Origin of the sequence: Streptomyces sp. DSM 40750, from assembly GCF_024612035.1 — a bacterium.
Lineage (GTDB): Bacteria > Actinomycetota > Actinomycetes > Streptomycetales > Streptomycetaceae > Streptomyces.
In genome coordinates this window covers 1,518,696-1,538,587 of record NZ_CP102513.1, presented here as the reverse complement: position 1 = coordinate 1,538,587, position 19,892 = coordinate 1,518,696, and the positions used below count along the sequence as shown (strand labels likewise).

Below are 19,892 nucleotides of genomic sequence, written 5' to 3'. Positions count from 1 at the left end.
CCCTCACCACCGGAGGAGACCTCTCCATGCCCACCGCCGACCTCGTGATCACCGGCGCCCACGTCCGCACCCTCGACCCGGAGCGGCCGTACGCCACCGCGGTCGCCGTACGCGACGGCCTGATCGCCGCCGTGGGTGAGGCGGCGGACGTACGGGACTGGCGCGGGCCCGGCACCGAGGTCGTGGACCTGGGCGGCGGCCGGCTGGTGCCGGGCCTGGTGGACAGCCACAGCCACCCCGTGTGGGGCCTGGACATGGCCACCGGGATCGACCTGACCGCCGTACGCGACCTCGACGGACTGCGCGCCGCGCTCACCGAGGGCGAACGCACCGACGGCTGGGTCATCGGCTACGGCCTGGACCACAACGTCTTCGGCGGCCGGCCCATCGACCGAGCCCTCGTCGAGGACGCCCTGGACGGCGCGCCCGCCTTGCTGCGCCTGTACGACGGCCACTCCGCCCTCGTCAGCGGGGCCGCGCTCAAGGCCGCCGACATCACCGGGCCGCGCGCTTTCGCCCAGCGGTCGCACATCGTCGTCGACGCCGACGGACGGCTGACCGGACATCTCGTGGAACACGCCGCGATGGCCCTGGTCGAACCCGTCATGCCCCGGCCGTCGTACGCCGAACGGCGCCTGCGGCTGGCCGAGTTGCTGGGCGGGATGGCGGCCACCGGCCTCACCGGGGCCCATGTCATGGACCTCGGCGACCTCGACCTGGTGGGCGCGGTCGCCGAGGAGTCGGTGCTGCCGCTGCGGCTGCGCTTCGCACCCTGGTGCATGCCCGGCGCCGACGCGGACGACCTGGCGGAACTCGTCGCTCTCCAGGGCCGGGGCGGACGGCACTGGCAGGTCGGCGGGGTGAAGTTCTTCATGGACGGCACCGTGGAAGGCGGCACCGCCTGGCTGGACCATCCCGACTGCCACGGCCAGGGCACCGACGCGTTCTGGCCCGACCCGGCCGCGTACAGCGACGCGCTACGGCGGCTGCACCGCGCCGGGGTGCGCACCGCGACCCACGCGATCGGGGACGCCGCCGTACGCCACGTCCTCGACACCGTCGCCTCACTGGGGCCCGGCGCCCGGCTCGCGCACCGGGTGGAGCACATCGAGTCGGTGCCCGACGATCTGGTGGCGCGGTTCGCCGAGGTGGGCGTGATCGCGTCCATGCAGCCGCCGCACACCGGCTACACACGGGCCGATCTGTCCGACGCGTGGTCCGTGCGGCTCGGTGAGGAGCGGGCCGTGCGGGCGTGGCGGCTGCGGGATCTGCGCGACGCGGGCGCGGTTGTCGCGCTCGGGTCGGACTGGCCGATCGCCCACTATGATGCCCGCGGCGTGCTGGCGACGGCCCGTGCGCCGCGCGGCGCCGCGGCGTCCCGGGCGGGGCTGACCGGGGTCCAGGCGTTGGAGGGCTGCACCAGCCATGCGGCGCTGGCCGCCGGCGAGGGGGACGTCGGCGGGCGTATCGCCGTCGGCTTCCGGGCCGATCTCACCGGTTTGGGCCTCGACCCCGTGGAGGCGCCCGCCGACGAGGTCGCCGAGGCGCCGGTGCGCCTTACCGTCACGGGCGGTCACGTCGTGCATCGGGGGCTCTGAGAGAGCGCCGGGCCGTGCAGATCAGCGGGGAGAGGCTTGGCTTCGCTGTCGGTGGTTGACCGCGGGCCGTCACCGGCTGGTCGCGCCCAGGCGGGGGAGCCGCACATCGACGCAGTCCCGCGCCCCTGGGGTGGGCTGCCGTCCGCCCGGTCATCAGATCTCGGAGTTACGGAGGTCCTCGACCCGCTTGAGCTCGCCCACGGAGTGCTCCGGGGTTTCCGGATCGACGATCGTCACCTCGACCCTGACGCCCACACCTTCCTTCGACCCCGGCGGCGGTACGGGACACGTCCATGTCCTGTGATCCGTACCCAGGTCTTGCCCGCCCGCTCGAATCGCGTCACACTGGTACCGAACGAATGGTCGGTTGGGAAGCTGGTATCGATGACGACGACAGACTCCGCCGGGGCGCCGTCCCAGGACGCCGAGGACGCCCCGGACGCGCTGCGGGAGCACTTCGACGCGACGATCGCGCGCGACCAGCGGATCGAGCCGCGCGACTGGATGCCCGAGGGCTATCGCAGGACGCTCGTCCGGCAGATCGCGCAGCACGCGCACTCGGAGATCATCGGCATGCAGCCGGAGGGCGAGTGGATCACCCGCGCGCCGTCGCTGCGCCGCAAGGCGATCCTCTTCGCGAAGGTGCAGGACGAGGCGGGCCACGGGCTGTATCTGTACTCGGCGGCGGAGACCCTCGGCGCGGACCGCGCGGACCTGACCCGGCGGCTGATCGAGGGCCGCCAGAAGTACTCGTCGATCTTCAACTACCCGACGGCGAGCTTCGCCGACGTGGGTGTGATCGGCTGGTTCGTGGACGGCGCGGCGATCTGCAACCAGGTGCCGCTGTGCCGGAGTTCGTACGGGCCGTACGCGCGCGCGATGGTGCGAATCTGCAAGGAGGAGTCCTTCCACCAGCGGCAGGGCTACGAACTGCTGCTGACGATGATGCGCGGCACCGAGGCGCAACGGACGATGGTGCAGGACGCGGTGGACCGCTGGTGGTGGCCGTCGCTGATGATGTTCGGCCCGCCCGACGACGCCTCGCCCAACTCCGCCCAGTCCATGGCCTGGAAGATCAAGCGGCACTCCAATGACGAGCTGCGGCAGCGCTTCGTCGACATGACCGTCCCGCAGGCCGAGAAGCTCGGCGTCACCCTCCCCGACCCGGACCTGCGCTGGAACGAGGAGCGCGGCCGGCACGACTTCGGCACCCCCGACTGGGCCGAGCTGAAGCGCGTGATCACCGGCGACGGACCGTGCAACGACCAGCGGATGGAACGGCGGCGGACCGCCCACGAAGAGGGCACCTGGGTGCGCGAGGCGGCCACCGCCCACGCGGCCAGGCGGAGCGAACGAGCCCGGAAGGGGACGGCGGCATGACCGGCACGAACAAGGGCGACTGGCCGCTGTACGAGGTCTTCGTACGCGGCAAGCGCGGCCTGAACCACGTCCACGTGGGCTCGCTGCACGCCGCCGACGACACCATGGCCCTCACCCACGCCCGCGACCTGTACACCCGCCGCAACGAGGGCGTCTCCATCTGGGTGGTGCGCTCGGAGTACATCACCGCCTCCACCCGCGACGAGAAGGACCCCTTCTTCGAGCCCAGCGCCGACAAGGTGTACCGCCACCCCACCTTCTACGACATCCCCGACGACGTCCCGCACATCTGAGGAGCAGGGTATGAGTGACGACCACGTCTACCTGACCCTCGCCGAGGGACACGAGGACGACGCCCGCTGGGCGTACGGCACCGGCTTCGAGGACCCGCTGCACGGCGTGGACACCACCGTGCCCGAGCGCGTCGACGTAGGTGAACTGGCCGCCACCTGTGTGGCGTTGGCCGACGACGCCCTGGTTTCCGCCCAGCGGCTCGCCGAGTGGACCACCCGTGCGCCGGAACTGGAGGAGGAGGTCGCTCTCGCCAACATCGGCCTCGACCTCCTGGGCCAGGCCCGCCTGTTGTACTCCCGCGCCGGGCAGGTCGACGGCACCGGGCGCGGCGAGGACGCGTACGCCTACTTCCGGGACGCCGACGACTTCCGCAACGTACGACTCGCCGAACTCCCCAACGGGGACTTCGCGTTCTCCGTCGTCCGGCTGCTCGTGCTGTCCAGCTGGCGCCTCGCGCACTTCGGGCGGCTTGTCGACCACCCCGACCCGGTGCTCGCGGCGATCGCCGCGAAGGGTGTCAAGGAACTGACGTACCACCGGCAGTACGCCGCCGAGTGGGCCGTGCGGCTCGGTGACGGCACGGAGGAGTCGCATCGGCGGATGCGCAAGGCGATGGAGCAAGTGGCCCCGTACGTCGGCGAGTTGTTCACCGCCTGCGACGCACGGGACGAGGTCGCCGCCGTGCTCCGCCAGGTCACCGAGGCGGCCGGGCTGCCCATGCCGGTGTACCGGCCGCTGCCGGGCGCGGGCCGCGGCGGCGAGCACACCGAGCATCTCGCGCCGCTGCTCGCCGAGTTGCAGAGCGTGGCGCGCGCCCACCCGGAGGCGACATGGTGACCACCCTGACCGACGTGCGGCACGCCCGGCACATCGCCGAGCAGGTGCCGGACCCCGAGCTGCCCATGCTGACCCTCGCCGACCTCGGTGTGCTGCGGGATGTGGAGCTGACCGAGGACGGCACGGTGGTCGCGAGCCTGACCCCGACCTACTCGGGCTGCCCCGCCATGGCCGAGATGCGTGCCGACGTGGCCGCGCGGCTCCGCGCCGCCGGATACGAACGGGTGGAGATCCGTACGGTCCTGAACCCGCCGTGGACCACCGACTGGATCACCGGCACCGGTCGGCGCAAACTCACCGAACACGGCATCGCCCCACCCGGAGCGGCCCCCCGAGGCCCGGTCCCCCTCTTGCTGTCGCCCACGCGCCGCACGGTCCCGTGCCCGCGCTGCGGTTCGGCGGACACCGAGGAGACCTCCCGCTTCGCCGCCACGTCCTGCAAGGCCCTGTGGCGCTGCCGCGCCTGCCGCGAGCCGTTCGAGTACGTCAAGGAGATCTGATGGAAGGCCTCAAGGAAGAACCGACGGGAGGCCTGCGGGGAGAGCCGACGGGAGTGCTGCGGGGAGAGCCGACGGGAGTGCTGCGGGAGGAACCCCTGGCTGGCTTGCCGAGGGAATCGGTGAGTGGTGGCCGACGGGTGGACCCGGCAGCCGAGGCCGAGCCAGAAGGCCCGATCGCCTCCACCGCTCCGGCACCGGCCGCTTCCGGAGTCCCGGGTTCGGCCGCTTCCGGAGTCCCGGGCGCGGCCGGCTCCGCCACCTCCGCCGCGGCGGTCCGCCCACGCGCCCGTCGCCGCCCCGCTTTTCATCGCCTGCGCGTCGCCGCCGTACAGCCGCTCTGCGAGGACGCGGTCGCCGTCGGATTCGAGATCCCGGCCGAGTTGGCGGAGGAGTTCGCGTTCTCGCCCGGGCAGTCGCTGACGCTGCGGCGGGAGATCGACGGGCGGGACGAGCGGCGGTCGTACTCGATCTGTTCGCCGGCCGGTACGGCGCCGCGCATCGGTGTACGGGTCGTGCCGGGCGGGCTCTTCTCGTCGTGGCTCGTCAACGAGGTACGGCCCGGCGACACCGTCGAGGTCATGGCCCCCACCGGCTTCTTCACCCCCGACCTGGGCACCCCGGGCCACCATGTGCTGATCGCGGCGGGCTCCGGCATCACGCCCATGGTCTCCATCGCCGAGTCCGTGCTGGCCGCGGACCCCCGCTCGACCGTGACCCTCTTCTACGGCAACCGCCGCAGCGGCACGGTGATGTTCGCCGACGAACTGGCCGACCTGAAGGACCTGTACCCGGCCCGCTTCCAGCTCGCCCACGTCCTGTCCCGTGAACCCCGCGAGGCCGAGGTGCTCTCGGGCCGCCTCGACGCCGGGCGGCTCTCGGCGCTCATCGACTCCCTGGTCGACGTCGACACGGCGGACCACTGGTGGCTGTGCGGCCCGCACGGCATGGTCCGCGACGCCCAGCAGGTCCTGGCCGGACTGGCCGTGCCGGCCGACCGAGTCCACCAGGAGCTGTTCTACGCCGACGACGAACCCGTACGGGAGGTGCACCACGAGGAGGCCGCCGCGGAAGGCCCCGTCAGTGAGGTCACCGTCACCCTCGACGGCCGCTCCACGACCGCCGCACTCTCCCGCGAGCGGAGCATCCTCGAAGGCGCCCAACGCACCCGCCCCGACCTGCCCTTCGCCTGCAAGGGCGGCGTCTGCGGCACCTGCCGTGCCCTGGTCACCGACGGCAAGGCCGACATGCGCCGCAACTTCGCCCTGGAACCGACCGAGGTCGCCGCGGGCTACGTCCTGACCTGCCAGTCGTACCCCGTCTCGGAGACCCTGACTGTCGACTTCGATACGTGAGGGCGTCCCTGAAAGACGACGGCCCCTGCTTTTCAGGGGCGCGGGGAACTGCGCGACCAGCCCCCACGCACCTGCACACGACGACCACCCCGCCCCACCGTCAACCTCGATGCAACCGCTCCACCAGAATGTCGATCACCAACGGCGTACGCGGCCCGAAGCTGAGCAGCACCCCGTCCTCGAGGTCCACCACCCGCCGGTCCATCCCGGCCGGCGTCTCCTTGATCCCGGGGATCTCCACCAGCCCGTCCACGCCGCCGACCGACTCAAGTCCCTTGCTCATCATGAGGATCACATCGGGCTGGGCCTTGACGAGGGCCTCGCTGGTGATGGGCGTGAACGGCTTGTCCAGGCCCGCGGCCACCCCGGCATCCTCCGCCCCGGCCGCCGCGATGAGGGAGTCGGCCCCCGAGCCCTTCCCGCCGATGAGATAGACGGCGGCCGAGCCCCGCATGTACAGGAACGCCACCTTCGGCCTGCTGCCCTTGGGCACGGCAGCCCGCGCGGCCTTCAACTCGTCGGCGAAGCGCTGGTTGAGCGCCTCACCGGCGGCCGGCACCCCCAGCGCCTCCGCGACCCGCGTGGTCCGAGTGCTCACATCGGAGAGTTCGTTGGCCGGATCGAGTACGACCACGGGGACCCCGGCGTCACGGATCTGGTCGATGACCTCACTGGGCCCGGTGTCGGTGTCGGCGAGCACCACGGTCGGCTCCAGCGAGAGCACGCTCTCCGCGCTCACGTCGTGGGCCTTGGTCACCTGGGGAAGGCCCTCGGCCTCCTCGAAGGTCGCGGTGATGTCCCGGCCGACAACCTTGTCACCGAGGCCCAGCGTGAACACGATCTCCGCGATGCCTCCGTTGAGAGGAAGGATCCGCGAGGCGTCCTCGACGGTGACCTGGCGGCCGTCGGAGGAGTCGACGGTGACGGGCAGCTCAGGCGTGGGCGCCTCACCCTCCAACGGGACGAGGGAGTTCGTCCTCAACCGCTTCTGGGCCGCGGCCGCGCGGGCGCTCGCGGACGACGGTGAGGGGTTCGCCCCCGCTGCGTCGTCCTCCCCGCCACTGCCTGCACATCCGGCCGCCAGCATCGCGAAAGCAACGGCGATTGCGGCAACTCCCCTTCGCGCGATGGTGAGTTGAGGTCTTCCGGACCTACGCATCGAACCGCCTTCCATGTCTACCGTTTGAACCAGGTGTTCGTTACCTTAGGTTAGCCTTACCTGAGTTTCCTATGGTGGGAGTGCTGACACCGATGCACAGATGTGGCCTACGAGCACTGCGAGCCGCCCCGGCGGCCGTCGCCGTCGCCAGTGCCCTGATCCTCTTCCCGGCCCCCTCGGCGGCGGCCGCCGGCAGCTCGGCGACCGGCCCGGAGGACCAGAAGCTCACCGTCTCCCAATCCTCCGGACTCGACCCGGACGGCGAGACGGTCACCGTGTCCGGCACCGGCTACAACACCGAGAAGGGCATCTACGTCGCCTTCTGCGTGGACAACGGCGCGGGCAGGACCCCCACACCCTGCATCGGCGGCGTCGACATGTCCGGTGACTCCGGTGCCTCGGTGTGGATCTCCTCCAACCCGCCCTCGTACGGGGAGGGGTTGGCCGAGCCGTACAAGGGCAGCGGGCACAAGGGCACGTTCTCCGTGCAGATCAAGGTGCGGGCCAAGGACACCAACACCGACTGCGCCAAGTCCGGCGTGACGTGCTCCGTGATCACTCGCAACGACCACACCCGGGGCGGCGACCAGAGCCAGACGGTCCGCGTCCCGGTGGCCTTCGCCGGGGCCGGGGGCGACAGCGACTCCGGCACCGAGAGTACGGCGACCCCGTCGGCCGGTACGAGTACGACGACCACCGGTGGCACCGGCGGCACGACGAGCGACACGGACACCTCGGGCGACCCGTTGGCCAGCACCGGCAGCGCCGCCGTGCCGCTCGGCATCACCGCGGCCGGGCTGGTCGCGGCAGGCGGGGCGGCCTGGGTCTGGGCGCGCCGACGCGGTACCGCCACCGCGCCCCACAGCGCGGACCCCAGCTGACGGCATTTCAACAATGGTCACGCACAAGCCAGTTGACTCCCCGCCCGAGGCGGGGTGTCCCGTCGGCCGCACGGTCGACATTCCAGGGAGGACTTCGACGTGATGAACAGACCTGGTGCCGCCGTGGCGGCGGCGGGCGCGTTGCTCGCCCTGCTCTGCCAGGGCGCGGCGGCGGCACAGGGAGGGGCGGCCTCGCGCGAGGTGTCCGGCGGATACGCGAGCTGGGGCCCGACGTTCGAGGCGTCCACCGGTGCCGACGCGACGGTGACGGCCGGGGCGCCCGCCGTACGCGGCTCCGGCGGCCGGACCTGGTTCCCGGTCGACGGCGGCAGCGCGGCCCCGGGCGCCGGGGACGCGGACGTCGACCTCGACGGCTCGATCCGCCTGGCCGGAACCGGAGCCGACACCCTGACCCTCGGCGAGCTGCGCCTGCGGCTGGACGGCGGCACCGGCACCCTCCGGGTGCGCGCCGAACGGGCGGGGGAGAGCAGCGACTTGACGTTGGCCGAGGTCGGCACGGGCACCGCGGCGCCGACCGTGCGCAGCGGTGGAGCGACCTGGTCCGGTCTACGCGTGGCGCTGACCGCCGAGGGTGCCGAACTGCTCGCCGAGTGGAGCGGGCAGCCGTACGCGGCGGGGGACGAACTCGCCCCGCTCGACGTGGCCGTGGGCACCGGCGCCTCCGGGACCGGCGAACCGCGGGACAGGGCCGCCGGCGAGTCCGGTGACGACGCGTCCTCGCCCGCCTCGGACGCGAGCGACACGTCGGCCGGGTCCGCGGAAGCCGGGGCCGGGACCGGGACCAGGGCCGGGGCCGGGGCCGAACAGGACAGCGCGGAGGCCCCGTCCGCGGCCGTGGAGCTTGCGAGCCTCGCTGCGGGCGCCGGACAACAGGTCACCGGCGAGGGCTTCGAACCGGGTGAGGTCGTGCTGGTCGCGATCGACGACGACACCCGCTACCAGGCCGTGGCCGACGACGCGGGCGAGGTCGCCCGTGACTTCCCGGTGTACGACACCGCGACCGAGGGCGCGCACACGGTCCGGCTGTACCCCGTGACCGGGGGCCGCGAGGCCGTGGCGGAGTTCACCGTGCTCGCCGGTGAACCGTCGCCCTGAGCGGCGTGAGTCGGGTCAACACCTGTGAAGTGAAGGCCTGTTGTGACTTTCTTTGCTTTCTGTTGACAAAGAGATCATGAGAGAGATTAGGTAAGCCTTACCTAAGTGGCGATGTGGACCCGGCCGGCCCGTCCCCACTGGGTCAGGCGCGGGTCGTACGGCCCGTGACTCCCCACACCCACCGTCTTCGAGAAAGGTCCTCTCCCGATGAGAGTCGTTCCTTCCGCCCGCACCGCCGCCCGCGCCGGTCTCGCCGTCGCCGCCTCCGCCGCTCTGACCCTGGGCCTCGCCACCTCGGCCTCCGCCGCCACCTCGACCCGCACCGTTGTCGACGGCGGCACCACCTACAACCTGTCCCTGACCGCGCCGGGCACGGCCGCCGCGTCGGGCCAGGTCATCACCGTCTCCGGCTCCGGCTACAACACCGGCCAGGGCATCTACGTCGGCCTCTGCGTCGTCGACGGCGCCCAGGGCGCCAACAAGCCCACCCCCTGCCTCGGCGGCCAGGACGAGGACGGCTCGACCGGCGCCTCGCACTGGATCAACAACACCTTCGGCGGCCTGTTCGCCAACAGCTCCAGGTTCGGCACGGGCGGCACCTTCAGCGTGAACATCTACGTCAAGGCCACCCTCGAAGACGGCAGTGTCTGCGGCGAGGACGTCACCTGCGCGGTGGTGACCCGCGCCGACCACTTCGACACCAACGACCGCAACTACGACGTCCACGCCCCCCTCACCTTCCAGTAACCACCCACCAGGCCGGTCCCCTTCACCCAGGGGCCCGGCCCCAGGGTCTGTCCGGCGGATCATGTCGCAGACGCGGGGCCTTTCAGGCACCGCCGCTTTTCCTGCGACCTGATCCGCCGGACAGGCCCAGGCGTCCCCCGGGTGCGGGGCGCACCCGACGAATGAGGAACCCATGACAGAGGACACGACGGACCGGCGGTGGCCGGGCCGCGCGGCCGGACCGCGGCTCAGACGCCCCGCGGCGCTGCTCGGAGCCGCCGCCCTGGTGGCCGCCACGGTCACCGCCGTCACGGTGAGCACCGCCGCCCAGGCCGCCGACACCCCCAGGACGGGCCTCGGCAAGGACGGTCAGAAACTGACCGTCTCCGCCTCCGCCAACCTGGACCCCGACGGCGAGACGCTGAAGGTCACCGGCTCCGGCTACGACGCGACGAAGGCCATCTACGTCGCCCTCTGCCGGGACAACGGCGACGGCAAGATCCCCACCCCCTGCATCGGCGGCGCCGACGAGAACGGCACCGGCAACTCCTCGCAGTGGATCGTCCCCGAGGGCGACGAGTACGCGGGCGACCTCGCCCTCAAGTGGGGCGCGGGCGGCACCTTCGACGTCGAGATCGCCGTCAAGGCCAAGGACAACGGCGTCGACTGCACCCAGGTCGTCTGCTCGGTCGTCACCCGCGTCGACCACCGCAACTCCGGCGACCGCTCCCAGGACGTCCGCGTGCCCGTCACCTTCGAGGGCCAGGACACCGGCGACGGGGACGGCGACGGGGTGGACGTGCCCGCCGGTACGGTCAGCTACGTCGAGTCCGCCGCGTTCAGTGCGGCCGGCGAGGTCAAGGACCTCCTTCTGCACCCCGAGTCCGGCAAGCTGTACGCCGGCTCCGAGGACTTCGTCGACACCGGGGACGTCAACGAGCGCGGCCTGCACGCCCTCGACGCGGCGAACGGCAGGAGCCTCAGCCACATCTCCCAGGCCCCCGGCTCCAACGGCGCCCTCGGCCCCCGCAACGTCTCGATGATCGCCGCCCCGCTCGCCGGCGACGGCGTCGTCTTCCACTACCCGCTGCGCGGCATCGGCACGGCCAAGGACGGCGACACGGCGGCCACCGGCACCTGGCTCGCGGGCAGCACCGTCACCGGGGTCGGCCCGGGCACCAAGGGCTCCACGGTCCTGGTCGCCCAGGGCGCCCAGCTCTCCGAGGTCGACCTCGCCACCGGTGTCCCCCTTGAGAACCGCACCCTCACCCTGGAGGGCGCCTCCCTGCTCGGCGTCGACAAGGCCCACGGCGCGGCCTGGTCCGCCGGGCCCGACGGCGGCCCTCTGCGGCGCGTCGACACCGGCACCTTCACGGTCACCGCCACCGCCGAACTCCCGGCCGCCTCCGTCGGGTTCGTCGAGGCCGACCCCGCCACCGGCAACGTCTGGGTGGGCAGCGGGAACTCCGTACGCGTCTACGACAAGGACGCCAAGCTCCTGAAGACCGTCGACGGGCCGGACGAGGCCGTCGACATCGCCTTCGACACCACCACCGGCCGGGCCTTCGTCGTCCGGCAGGACAACGGCGACTCCGGTGACGGCGGCGACAACACCAGCCACCTCGGGGTGTACGACACCGCCACCTACGCGGAGGCCGCCACCTCCACGAAGCTGGCGGACAACAACTCCCAGGTCGGCGAGGCCTCCGTCGCGGTCGCCCCGGGCGGCACCACCGTCTACGTCAGCAGCCCCTTCGAGGGCGAGATCACCAAGCTCGACTGCCGGATGTCCCCCAAGGTGACCCAGTCCCCGACCGACCGGACCGTGGCGCCGGGCGACGAGGTGTCGTTCGTCGCGGCGGCCGAGGGCACCCCCGAACCCTCCGTGGCCTGGGAGGTCAGCGTCAACGGCGGCCAGACCTGGTCCGCGGTCGAGGGCGCGACGAAGAACACGTATTCCTTCACCGCCAAGGCGGCGCACGACGGCTACGAGTACCGCGCGGTGTTCACCAACTCCGTCGGCGTCACTCGCACATCGCCCTTCACGCTCACCGTCACCGAGGCCGACGACAGCACCGGCGGCGGCGACGGCGAGGACACCGAGCCCTCCGGCACGAAGACCGTCACCGGCTCCGACGGCCAGAAGCTCACCGTCACCCCGGTCAACAACCTCGCCACCGAGAAGCAGACCCTGAAGGTCACCGGCTCCGGCTACGACGAGGAGAAGGGCATCTACGTCGCCCTGTGCGTCGACAACGGCGACGGCGAACTGCCCACGCCGTGCGTCGGCGGCGTCGACATGACCGGCGCGTCGCACTCCTCCGCGTGGATCTCCTCCAACCCGCCGGACTACGGCGAGGAGTTGGCGACCCCCTACGAGGACGGCGGCACGTTCGAGGTCGAGCTGACCATCGACGCCAAGGACGAGTACACCGACTGCTTCAAGGCCACATGCGTCCTCGCCACCCGCGCCGACCACACCCTGTCCGGCGACCGCTCGCAGGACGTCAAGGTCCCGGTCGCCTTCGTCGGCCAGGACCCGGTGGACACCGACGACGGTGACGGCGACAGCGACGGTGGCACGTCCACCGGCGGCAGCTCCGGCAGCGGGTCGACGTCCAGCGGCAGCAGCACGTCAGGCAGCACCGGCAGCACGGGCGGCTCCACCACCGGCGACGACGGCAGTCTGGCCTCCACCGGTCTGACCGTCCTCGGCGTGGCCGCCTCGGCCGTCGCGCTCACGGTGACGGGCTGGATCCTGCACCGGCGGGCCCGGGGGATGGGCCGCGGTACCGCGTCCTGATCCACCGGAGCGGGAAACGGGGCCCTGTCCGCCGATGCGTTCGGCGGACAGGGCCCCCGGCGTCTCACCCCGTGGCCGCGATCCAGTCGTACGCCTCCCGGGCCGTGAACTCACTCTGCCCGCCGCGCAGCAGCAGCCCGGCCGTCGCGAACGCCGGATCGTCGGCCCGGTCGGCGAGACAGGGGATCGCGACGCACCGCATGCCGGCCGCGTGGGCGGCGACCGCCCCCGGCGCCGCGTCCTCCAGGACGACACAGTCGGCGGGTGCGACGCCCAGCCGCCGGGCCGCCTCCAGGAACACATCGGGCGCGGGCTTGCCGCGGTCGACCTCGTCCGCCGACACCACGGTCCGCAGACAGGCGTCGAGGCCCGTGCTCTCGAGGATCACCTCGATCGCCTCCCGCGACGACCCCGAGGCCACGGCCATCGGCACCCCCTCGGCCGCCAGCAGCTCCACGAACTTCCGCATCTCCGGGTAGACACGGGTCGCGGTGCGGGCCAGCTCCAGATAGTGGCTGTTCTTGGTGGCGAGGAGCACCTCGACCGGGGCGGTGAGGCCGTACCGCTCGCTCCACGAGGCAACCGTCTCCCGTGTACTGATGCCCACGGACCACTCGTGGTCCGCCCAGGTGAAGCCGGTGACTCCGTGCTCGGCGAGCGTCCGTCGGCTCGCTTCGTAGTAGTTCGGCTCGCTGTCCACGAGCGTTCCGTCGAGATCGAAGATGACCGAAGTGCCGTCGAGAGTGCTCATGGACTCCAGGATGTCAGCGGTCAGTTCTTCGCCGACCTGCCCGCCGCCGAGCCGATCGACTCGACCAGCGGCGACAGCCGCCACGGCACCCGCTCCCTCAGCGCCACCTCGGTGCGCGTGCGCACCACACCAGGCAGGCTGATCAGCGCCTGGATGACGTCCTCCAGATGCGCGTTGTCCCGGGCCACGACCCGCGTCAGGAGATCACCGCCGCCCGTGATCGAGAACGCCTCGATGATCTCCGGTACGGCCGCCAGCGCGTCGCCCACGTCGTCGAGATGCCCCTGGGTCACCTCGATGTGCACGAAGGCGAGCACCGGGTGGCCGAGCGCGGCCGGGGAGAGCGACGGGCTCGTGCCGGTGATCACACCGTCGCGTTCCAGGCGGTCGAGGCGGGCCTGGAGGGTGCCCCGGGCCACGCCGAGGATGCGGGCGTACTCGCGCACGCTGGTGCGCGGCTGGTCCAGGAGCAGCCGCAGGATGCGGGTGTCGAGCTCGTCCACGGCCATGGTCCGTTGGCCTCCCTCTGCCATTCGATGATCATCGAAAACTGTACCAATGGCCCAGTGAACCGGATGCCGGTTGAGCCATCCTCACTCTGATGCTTTCCTGAGGACCATCAGTGGCGCCGCGCAGCGCAGGACGGCAATGAGGCCGGTCCGAGCCCGCGGCGCCATTTCCGTGCCGTGACGGCGTAGTCGTGTCCGGACTGGCTGAAGCTGAAGCTGAACTGGAGAGGGGCGGGCGGCCCGCGGTGAAGAGGATGTTCATGGCGCCGGACCCTGGGCTGCTGCGGCTGCGGATCTCGCTGCGAGCGGTGCTCGGCATCGGCCTCGCGGTGACCCTGTCGGAGCTGGCCGGGATGTCGCTGACCGCGTCGATCACGGGTGGGCTCGCGGCGCTCCTCGCGCTGTTCACGGTCGCCGACCCGACCGTGCGCGGCCAGGCGCTCACCACCACGCTGCTGCCCGTCGTGGGCTTCCCGGTCCTGGCCCTCGCGACGGTGCTGCACGACATGCCGGCGCTGCGCGACGCGATCTGGCTCGCCGTGATCTTCTGTGGCGTCTACGTCCGCCGCTGGGGACCACGCGGCCACGCGCTCGGCATCTTCGCCTTCATGACCTTCTTCGTCACCCAGTTCCTGCACGCCGTCCCCGGCCAGCTGCCCGAGCTGTACACGGCGATGACCCTGTCGCTGGCCGCGTCCTCGGCCGTACGCTTCGGAGCCTGGTGCATCGAGCGGCGCACCCCGCCGTCGGCCGCGCCCGCCCCCGCCGACGGCGGCGGACTCACCCGCCCCACCACCCGCCAGGCCTTCCAGGCGAGCGCCGCCTGCGCCTTCGCGATGGCCGCCGGGCAGGTCCTGTCGCAGGAACGCTGGTACTGGGCCGTCGGCACGGCCTGGTGGATCTTCGTGAACACCACCTCGCGCGGCGAAACCCTGGTCCGCGGTTTCCGACGCGTCCTCGGCACGGTCACCGGCATCCTCGTCGGCCTCCTCGTCGCCGTCCCCCTGCACGGCGCCCCGCCCGCCACGGCCGCCCTGGTCGCCGTCTGTGTGTTCGGCATCTTCTACACGGCCGCCGTGTCGTACTCCTGGATGATGCTGTGCGTCACCGTCATGGCGGGCCTGCTCTACGGCCTTCTCGGTGTCCTGGATCCGGCGCTCCTGGGCCTCCGGCTCGCGCAGACCGGCGTCGGGGCGCTCGGGGCCGCGCTCGCCGTGGCGCTGATCCTCCCCGTCACCACGGACGCCGTCACCAACCGGTGGGTGCGGCGGGCCCTGCACGCGGTACACGGCTGCACCGCGACGGCGGCCCGGCGCCTGGCGGGCGACCCCGACGCGGACCCGGCTCCGCGCGTGGCGGAGCTGGAGACACTCCTGGGACGCGTACGCCTGTCCCTCGCGCCCCTGGTGCATCCACTCAACCCGCTGCGCCCGCGCAAGGAACGTGCCCGCCGGGTGCTCGCCCTGCTCGACGACTGCGCCCGGGAGGCTCGTGGTCTCGCCGCCGTCGCCGCCGACCCGGACGCCTCCCACGACGCCCGCCTCACCGCCGCCTGCCGCCGCGTCGAGTCGGCCGTCGAGACCCTGGTCGGCGCCGTACCCGAGCGGGCAGCCCCGGTACACCCCGGCGCCCCGCACCCCGGCCGGCACCCCGGCGCCGAGCAGGCCCTCGCGCACCTCCACGGCCTGGAACGCGCCCTCGCGGACCTGGCCCAGCCGCTGCGCGGCTCGTCCCTCGTACAGACTTTGGTCTAGACCTCCTGCTACTGTTCGCCCGCACGACAGACGAGCGGGAGGGGACGGCAGTGACAGCAGCAGCTCGGGCGGCGGACGGGCGGCGGCCGCGACGGGCCTACATCGGATCGTTCACCTCGGCGGGAGGCCTCGGTGTCCTCGTCGCGGCCGTTGGCGAGGAGAGCGGCGCGCTGACCGTCATCGGCGCCGCGGACGACGTCCCCGACCCGTCCTACCTCACCCTCTCGCCGGAGGGGGACACGCTCTACGCGGTCGGCGACACGACTCCGGGAGCCGTGGCCGCCTACCGGGTGACAAGCGACAAGCCGGAGTTGACCGGACCCCCGGCCGCCGTCGGCGACGGACCCACACACCTCTGCCTGCACGCCGGCCACGTCCTGACCGCCGACTACGGCTCCGGCAGCGTCACCGCCGTCCCCCTGCGCCCCGACGGCACCCTCGCGGCCACCGCGTCCGGAAAGCTCCGGCACACCGGATCGGGGCCACACCCCCGTCGCCAGCAGGAGCCGCACGCCCACCAGGTGCTGCCCGACCCGAGTGGCCGGTGGTTCCTCGGCGTCGACCTCGGCACGGACTCGGTGCGGGTGTGTGCGCTGGAGGACGGCGTCCCCGTCGTCCACCACGAGACCGCGCTCCGGCCGGGCTCCGGCCCTCGCCACCTCGCCTTCCACCCGGACGGACCGGACGGATCGCGCGTCTATGTGCTGAACGAACTCGCCCCCACGGTCACCGTGTGCCGCTGGAACGCCTTCGAGGGCCTGCTGGAGCCACTGGGAGAGACCCCGGTGCTTCCGCACGCCCCGGAGGGTGACGCGTACCCCTCAGGCCTCGTCGTGTCCCCCGACGGCCGCTTCGTATGGACGGCCACACGCGGCACGGACGTCCTCTCCGTGCTCGCGGTCGAGGGCGCCGGGCTGCGCCTGGTCACCACCGTGCCCTGCGGCGGCCACTGGCCGCGCGCCCTCGCCCACGCGGCCGGGACGCTGTACGTGGCCAACGAGCGCTCCGGCGACGTCACCTGGTTCACGGCCGACCCGGACACCGGCGTACCGGTGCGAGGCGGTTCCATCGAGGCGCCCGCCGCCTCCTGCGTCGTCCTGGACGTCTGAGGGAGCCCGCACCGACGGCATGCGTACGGCCGAGGGCCCGCTCCTGCGAGAGGAGCGGGCCCTCGGCCGTACGGGTCGTGGTCCGGTTTCAGCGCACCGGACTCAACGGACCGGCATGCCCTGCGGCTGCTGCGGCGCGATGCCGAGCGCGGTCGTGTACTTGCCGAGCGCCAGCTTGCCGATCGCCGGGTAGGGGCCGAGCGCCTCGGCGGCGGAGCAGCCCGCCTCCTTCGCGGCCGCCTCGATCAGACCGGCGTCGATCTCCGGCCCTATCAGGTACGGCGCGAGTGCGAGCTGCTGGGAGCCCGAGGCGCGCAGCTGCTCGGACACCGAGGTGATCGAGCCCTCCTGGTCGAGGGCGGCGGCCATCACCGGCACGGCGAGTCGCGCGGCCAGCAGCATGCCCGTGATCCCGGCCGCCTGCACGGCCTCCTCGCCGCCCACGGTGGCGAGGACGATGCCGTCCGCGGCGGTGGCGACGGTGAACAGCCGGGCCCGGTCGGCACGCGCCAGACCGGCCTCGGACAGGCGCACGTGCAGCGCCTCGGCGAGCAGCGGGTGCGGGCCGAGGACGTCGGTCAGCTCGGCCGCGATACGGCTCTCCATGACGGCCTGGCGGACCTGCCGCAGCGTCGCGCTGTCGGGACCGGCCAGCAGCGGCACGACGACGGCGACGGGGCCGTCCGGCTCCCTGACGTCCAGACCGGCGGCGCGGGCCTGCTCGTAACGGGCCGTGCGCTCCTCGGCGGCGTGCGTGAGCACCGACTGCAGCGTGGGGAACTCGTCGGCACCACCGTCGACGTAGCCGATGCGGGCGTCGAGGCCGGGCAGCTCGGAGCGTGCGATGCTCACGACCTCCTCGGCGAGGCCGCGCGTGGCGGCGCTGGGCGTGCCGGGCACCGCGAGGACGAGCGCGGGCGCGCCCTCGGGAGCCGCCAGCGGCTCCGGGCGGCGGTGCCGCCCGGGCTGGCGGGGTCGCGGCATTCGTACTGGCAGGCCGGACGCGGGCCCAGTGGGGGAGCTCATGGCGCCGCATGTTACTGGTTTCTTGGGTTCCCCTGTTCGGGGAGGGTGCAGGTGAGCGGTATCCGTCCGGATTTGTCTGATGAGTTACGTGCCGATCAGGGCCGTTCGATACCGCATTTATGTGCTGAGTGGTGCTCTTGGGGGTGCACGGTGATGCTTGTCCGACAGGCTGGATTGCTCCCTGTTTCAGGTACTATTTTTCGGCCACCACGTACAACATCCGCTCGTCGTACGGCAACCCGATCCCGCCACCCGCCAGCGCGGCCGCGATGCGCACGGCCCCGGCCAGCGGATCCCCCTCGGCGGGCACCCGCCGCGCGTGCGGCAGTCGCTCCGCCAACTCCGCCTCCAGGGGTACGAGGAGAGGGTCGCCCAGCTTGAACAAACCCCCGGTCAGCGCCACTCGGGGCTCGTCCGAGGCCGGGCAGACGGCGGCCGCCGCGTCGGCCATGTGCCGGGCCGCCTCGCGCAGGATGTCCGTCGCCACCGGGTCGTCCCCGGCGCAGGCGGCCACCTCGGGCGCGAAGGACGCGAGGACCGCCGGACGGTCGGGCCTCGGATAGAGCCTGCCGGGGAGGCCGTCCAACGGGCCGAACAACTCCTCGGCGCGCGCCAGCAGGCGGGCCGAACCACCGGTCCGCCCGTCGTACGCCCGCAGCGCCGCCTCCAGCCCCGCCCGCCCGATCCAGGCCCCGCCGCCGCAGTCCCCGAGCAGATGTCCCCAGCCGTCGGCCCGGTGCCACCCCTTCAGGTCCGTGCCGATCGCGATCAGCCCCGTACCGGCGGCGATCACCGCACCCGGCCGCGCTCCGAGGGCGCCGGTGTACGCGGAGACCGCGTCGGCCACCAGCGCGACCCGGCGGGCCCCCAACTCGCGCCTCAGTGCCGCCGGCAAATCGGCGCGCAGTTGTTCGCCGAGCGTCGCGAACCCGGCGGCCCCGACGGCCACCGCGGCGGGACGGTCGCATCCGGCGTCGTCGAGCAGCCGCCGCGCCATGGGCAGCAACCGCTCCAGCAGATGTCCGGCATCGATGCCCCGCGCACCGGTCCGCACCGGCTCCCCGGACGCGACCGGCTCTCCGAGCACCTCACCGCCCCGCGCCAGCACCGCCCGCAGCCCGGAGCCACCGGAGTCCACGGCGAGCACGACGGGGGGCTCGTCGCCCGATCCGGGCGGAGGCGCCGACGACGGATGCGAGCCGTGCCCGGGCGCCCGGACCGGGGCGTCGCGCGGCTCCGAACCCGTCGGCTCTCCGCCGGCGGTCATGGCAGGCGCCAGTCCACCGGAGCGCCGCCCTGCCTGGACAGCAGGTCGTTGGCGCGGCTGAAGGGGCGGGAGCCGAAGAAGCCGCGGTCGGCGGACATGGGGGAGGGATGGGCGGACTCGATGGACGGGAGGTCGCCGAGCAGAGGACGCAGGTTGCGTGCGTCGCGGCCCCAGAGGATCGACACCAGGGGGCGCCCGCGCGCGGCCAGCGCTCGTATCGCCTGCTCGGTGACCTCCTCCCAGCCCTTGCCCCGGTGCGCGGCCGGCTTGCGCGGGGCCGTGGTGAGCGCCCTGTTGAGCAGCAGTACACCCTGCTGGGTCCAGGGCGTCAGGTCACCGTTGGTCGGCTGGGACAGTCCCAGGTCGGTGTTGAGTTCGCGGTAGATGTTGAGCAGGCTGCCCGGCAGCGGCCGTACCTCCGGCGCGACCGAGAAGGACAACCCCACCGCGTGCCCCGGCGTCGGATAGGGGTCCTGCCCGACGATGAGGACGCGGACGTCGTCGAAGGGCTGCTGGAAGGCCCTCAGGACGTTGGGTCCGGCTGGGAGATAGGTGCGTCCGGCGGCGATCTCCGCGCGCAGGAAGTCGCCCATCTCGGCGATCCGTCCGGCCACGGGTTCGAGGGCCTTCGCCCAGCCCGGTTCGACGATTTCATGCAACGGTCGTGGTGCCACGGCGTCACCCTACTGCCGTAACGGCCATGACGATCAACCCGTGGTCGGCGGGTGATCGATGATGACCGTCACGATGCCGAACAGGGCCGACTTCACGACGACTTGGCGGATCGCACGGGTGACGTGCGGACGACATCGACGACCCGGTTTCCCCTT

General features: G+C 72.6%; 18 protein-coding genes. 12 read left to right on the top strand and 6 right to left on the bottom strand.

The window, feature by feature from the left end:
• The first annotated feature begins 26 nt into the window (after positions 1 to 26).
• From JIX55_RS07050 to paaE, 6 genes are all read left to right on the top strand, one after another.
• A complete protein-coding gene (locus tag JIX55_RS07050; RefSeq protein WP_257562398.1) occupies positions 27 to 1,598 on the top strand; it encodes an amidohydrolase in 1,572 nt (523 codons plus the stop codon).
• A gap of 384 nt (positions 1,599 to 1,982) precedes the next feature.
• Positions 1,983 to 2,978 carry a 1,2-phenylacetyl-CoA epoxidase subunit PaaA gene (gene paaA / locus JIX55_RS07045; RefSeq protein WP_257562397.1) on the top strand — a complete coding sequence of 332 codons (996 nt, stop codon included), beginning with the start codon at positions 1,983 to 1,985 and terminating at the stop codon, positions 2,976 to 2,978.
• Positions 2,975 to 3,271, top strand: coding sequence for a 1,2-phenylacetyl-CoA epoxidase subunit PaaB (gene paaB / locus JIX55_RS07040; protein ID WP_257562396.1), 297 nt, complete (start codon positions 2,975 to 2,977; stop codon positions 3,269 to 3,271). The genes paaA and paaB overlap by 4 nt, the downstream gene beginning before the upstream one ends.
• Before the next feature lie 10 nt (positions 3,272 to 3,281).
• Positions 3,282 to 4,109 carry a 1,2-phenylacetyl-CoA epoxidase subunit PaaC gene (gene paaC, locus JIX55_RS07035; protein WP_257562395.1) on the top strand — a complete coding sequence of 276 codons (828 nt, stop codon included), beginning with the start codon at positions 3,282 to 3,284 and terminating at the stop codon, positions 4,107 to 4,109.
• A complete protein-coding gene (gene paaD, locus JIX55_RS07030) occupies positions 4,103 to 4,609 on the top strand; it encodes a 1,2-phenylacetyl-CoA epoxidase subunit PaaD (RefSeq protein ID WP_257562394.1) in 507 nt (168 codons plus the stop codon). The genes paaC and paaD overlap by 7 nt, the downstream gene beginning before the upstream one ends.
• Positions 4,609 to 5,961, top strand: coding sequence for a 1,2-phenylacetyl-CoA epoxidase subunit PaaE (gene paaE / locus JIX55_RS07025; protein ID WP_257562392.1), 1,353 nt, complete (start codon positions 4,609 to 4,611; stop codon positions 5,959 to 5,961). The genes paaD and paaE overlap by 1 nt, the downstream gene beginning before the upstream one ends.
• A 100-nt stretch (positions 5,962 to 6,061) precedes the next feature.
• Here paaE and JIX55_RS07020 read toward each other — a convergent pair whose 3' ends face one another.
• A complete protein-coding gene (locus JIX55_RS07020) occupies positions 6,062 to 7,135 on the bottom strand; it encodes a heme/hemin ABC transporter substrate-binding protein (protein WP_443046386.1) in 1,074 nt (357 codons plus the stop codon).
• A gap of 77 nt (positions 7,136 to 7,212) precedes the next feature.
• On the opposite strand from JIX55_RS07020, the gene JIX55_RS07015 reads away from it, so the two are divergent.
• The 4 genes from JIX55_RS07015 (at position 7,213) to JIX55_RS07000 (ending at position 12,646) form a co-directional block, all read left to right on the top strand.
• Complete coding sequence (locus JIX55_RS07015) at positions 7,213 to 8,001, top strand: hypothetical protein (RefSeq protein WP_257562390.1); 789 nt, start codon at positions 7,213 to 7,215, stop codon at positions 7,999 to 8,001.
• Between the two features lie 102 nt (positions 8,002 to 8,103).
• Positions 8,104 to 9,117 carry an HtaA domain-containing protein gene (locus JIX55_RS07010; RefSeq protein ID WP_257569242.1) on the top strand — a complete coding sequence of 338 codons (1,014 nt, stop codon included), beginning with the start codon at positions 8,104 to 8,106 and terminating at the stop codon, positions 9,115 to 9,117.
• Between the two features lie 207 nt (positions 9,118 to 9,324).
• Positions 9,325 to 9,864 (top strand): hypothetical protein, encoded by a 540-nt coding sequence (locus JIX55_RS07005; protein WP_257562389.1) that lies wholly within the window; start codon positions 9,325 to 9,327, stop codon positions 9,862 to 9,864.
• A gap of 172 nt (positions 9,865 to 10,036) precedes the next feature.
• Positions 10,037 to 12,646, top strand: a complete 2,610-nt coding sequence (locus JIX55_RS07000; RefSeq protein ID WP_257562388.1) for an immunoglobulin domain-containing protein — start codon at positions 10,037 to 10,039, stop codon at positions 12,644 to 12,646.
• A gap of 64 nt (positions 12,647 to 12,710) precedes the next feature.
• Here JIX55_RS07000 and JIX55_RS06995 read toward each other — a convergent pair whose 3' ends face one another.
• Positions 12,711 to 13,397: an HAD family hydrolase gene (locus JIX55_RS06995; protein ID WP_257562387.1), complete on the bottom strand. Its 687-nt coding sequence runs from the start codon at positions 13,395 to 13,397 to the stop codon at positions 12,711 to 12,713.
• Between the two features lie 20 nt (positions 13,398 to 13,417).
• Positions 13,418 to 13,906: an Lrp/AsnC family transcriptional regulator gene (locus JIX55_RS06990; protein WP_257562386.1), complete on the bottom strand. Its 489-nt coding sequence runs from the start codon at positions 13,904 to 13,906 to the stop codon at positions 13,418 to 13,420.
• A 254-nt stretch (positions 13,907 to 14,160) separates the two neighbouring features.
• Here JIX55_RS06990 and JIX55_RS06985 point away from each other — a divergent pair, with 254 nt between their 5' ends.
• Positions 14,161 to 15,660 (top strand): FUSC family protein, encoded by a 1,500-nt coding sequence (locus JIX55_RS06985; protein ID WP_257562385.1) that lies wholly within the window; start codon positions 14,161 to 14,163, stop codon positions 15,658 to 15,660.
• A 50-nt stretch (positions 15,661 to 15,710) separates the two neighbouring features.
• On the top strand, positions 15,711 to 16,769 hold the full coding sequence (locus JIX55_RS06980) for a lactonase family protein (RefSeq protein ID WP_257562384.1): 1,059 nt from the start codon (positions 15,711 to 15,713) through the stop codon (positions 16,767 to 16,769).
• A 102-nt stretch (positions 16,770 to 16,871) separates the two neighbouring features.
• Here JIX55_RS06980 and JIX55_RS06975 read toward each other — a convergent pair whose 3' ends face one another.
• From JIX55_RS06975 to JIX55_RS06965, 3 genes are all read right to left on the bottom strand, one after another.
• Positions 16,872 to 17,795 carry a sirohydrochlorin chelatase gene (locus JIX55_RS06975; protein WP_257562383.1) on the bottom strand — a complete coding sequence of 308 codons (924 nt, stop codon included), beginning with the start codon at positions 17,793 to 17,795 and terminating at the stop codon, positions 16,872 to 16,874.
• Between the two features lie 193 nt (positions 17,796 to 17,988).
• Entirely contained in the window at positions 17,989 to 19,062 is a 1,074-nt protein-coding gene (locus JIX55_RS06970; protein WP_257562381.1) for an N-acetylglucosamine kinase, read from the bottom strand.
• Complete coding sequence (locus JIX55_RS06965; RefSeq protein WP_257562380.1) at positions 19,059 to 19,736, bottom strand: uracil-DNA glycosylase; 678 nt, start codon at positions 19,734 to 19,736, stop codon at positions 19,059 to 19,061. Before JIX55_RS06965 ends, JIX55_RS06970 begins: the two co-directional genes overlap by 4 nt.
• Positions 19,737 to 19,892 lie beyond the last annotated feature (156 nt).

What these genes read in the sequence shown, in the direction of transcription:
- JIX55_RS07050 (WP_257562398.1), top strand. Translation starts at nt 27, where the DNA reads ATGCCCACCGCCGACCTCGTGATCACCGGCGCCCACGTCCGCACCCTC.
- paaA (WP_257562397.1), top strand. Translation starts at nt 1,983, where the DNA reads ATGACGACGACAGACTCCGCCGGGGCGCCGTCCCAGGACGCCGAGGAC.
- paaB (WP_257562396.1), top strand. Translation starts at nt 2,975, where the DNA reads ATGACCGGCACGAACAAGGGCGACTGGCCGCTGTACGAGGTCTTCGTA.
- paaC (WP_257562395.1), top strand. Translation starts at nt 3,282, where the DNA reads ATGAGTGACGACCACGTCTACCTGACCCTCGCCGAGGGACACGAGGAC.
- paaD (WP_257562394.1), top strand. Translation starts at nt 4,103, where the DNA reads ATGGTGACCACCCTGACCGACGTGCGGCACGCCCGGCACATCGCCGAG.
- paaE (WP_257562392.1), top strand. Translation starts at nt 4,609, where the DNA reads ATGGAAGGCCTCAAGGAAGAACCGACGGGAGGCCTGCGGGGAGAGCCG.
- JIX55_RS07020 (WP_443046386.1), bottom strand. Translation starts at nt 7,135, where the DNA reads ATGGAAGGCGGTTCGATGCGTAGGTCCGGAAGACCTCAACTCACCATC.
- JIX55_RS07015 (WP_257562390.1), top strand. Translation starts at nt 7,213, where the DNA reads ATGCACAGATGTGGCCTACGAGCACTGCGAGCCGCCCCGGCGGCCGTC.
- JIX55_RS07010 (WP_257569242.1), top strand. Translation starts at nt 8,104, where the DNA reads ATGAACAGACCTGGTGCCGCCGTGGCGGCGGCGGGCGCGTTGCTCGCC.
- JIX55_RS07005 (WP_257562389.1), top strand. Translation starts at nt 9,325, where the DNA reads ATGAGAGTCGTTCCTTCCGCCCGCACCGCCGCCCGCGCCGGTCTCGCC.
- JIX55_RS07000 (WP_257562388.1), top strand. Translation starts at nt 10,037, where the DNA reads ATGACAGAGGACACGACGGACCGGCGGTGGCCGGGCCGCGCGGCCGGA.
- JIX55_RS06995 (WP_257562387.1), bottom strand. Translation starts at nt 13,397, where the DNA reads ATGAGCACTCTCGACGGCACTTCGGTCATCTTCGATCTCGACGGAACG.
- JIX55_RS06990 (WP_257562386.1), bottom strand. Translation starts at nt 13,906, where the DNA reads ATGGCCGTGGACGAGCTCGACACCCGCATCCTGCGGCTGCTCCTGGAC.
- JIX55_RS06985 (WP_257562385.1), top strand. Translation starts at nt 14,161, where the DNA reads ATGTTCATGGCGCCGGACCCTGGGCTGCTGCGGCTGCGGATCTCGCTG.
- JIX55_RS06975 (WP_257562383.1), bottom strand. Translation starts at nt 17,795, where the DNA reads ATGAGCTCCCCCACTGGGCCCGCGTCCGGCCTGCCAGTACGAATGCCG.
- JIX55_RS06970 (WP_257562381.1), bottom strand. Translation starts at nt 19,062, where the DNA reads ATGACCGCCGGCGGAGAGCCGACGGGTTCGGAGCCGCGCGACGCCCCG.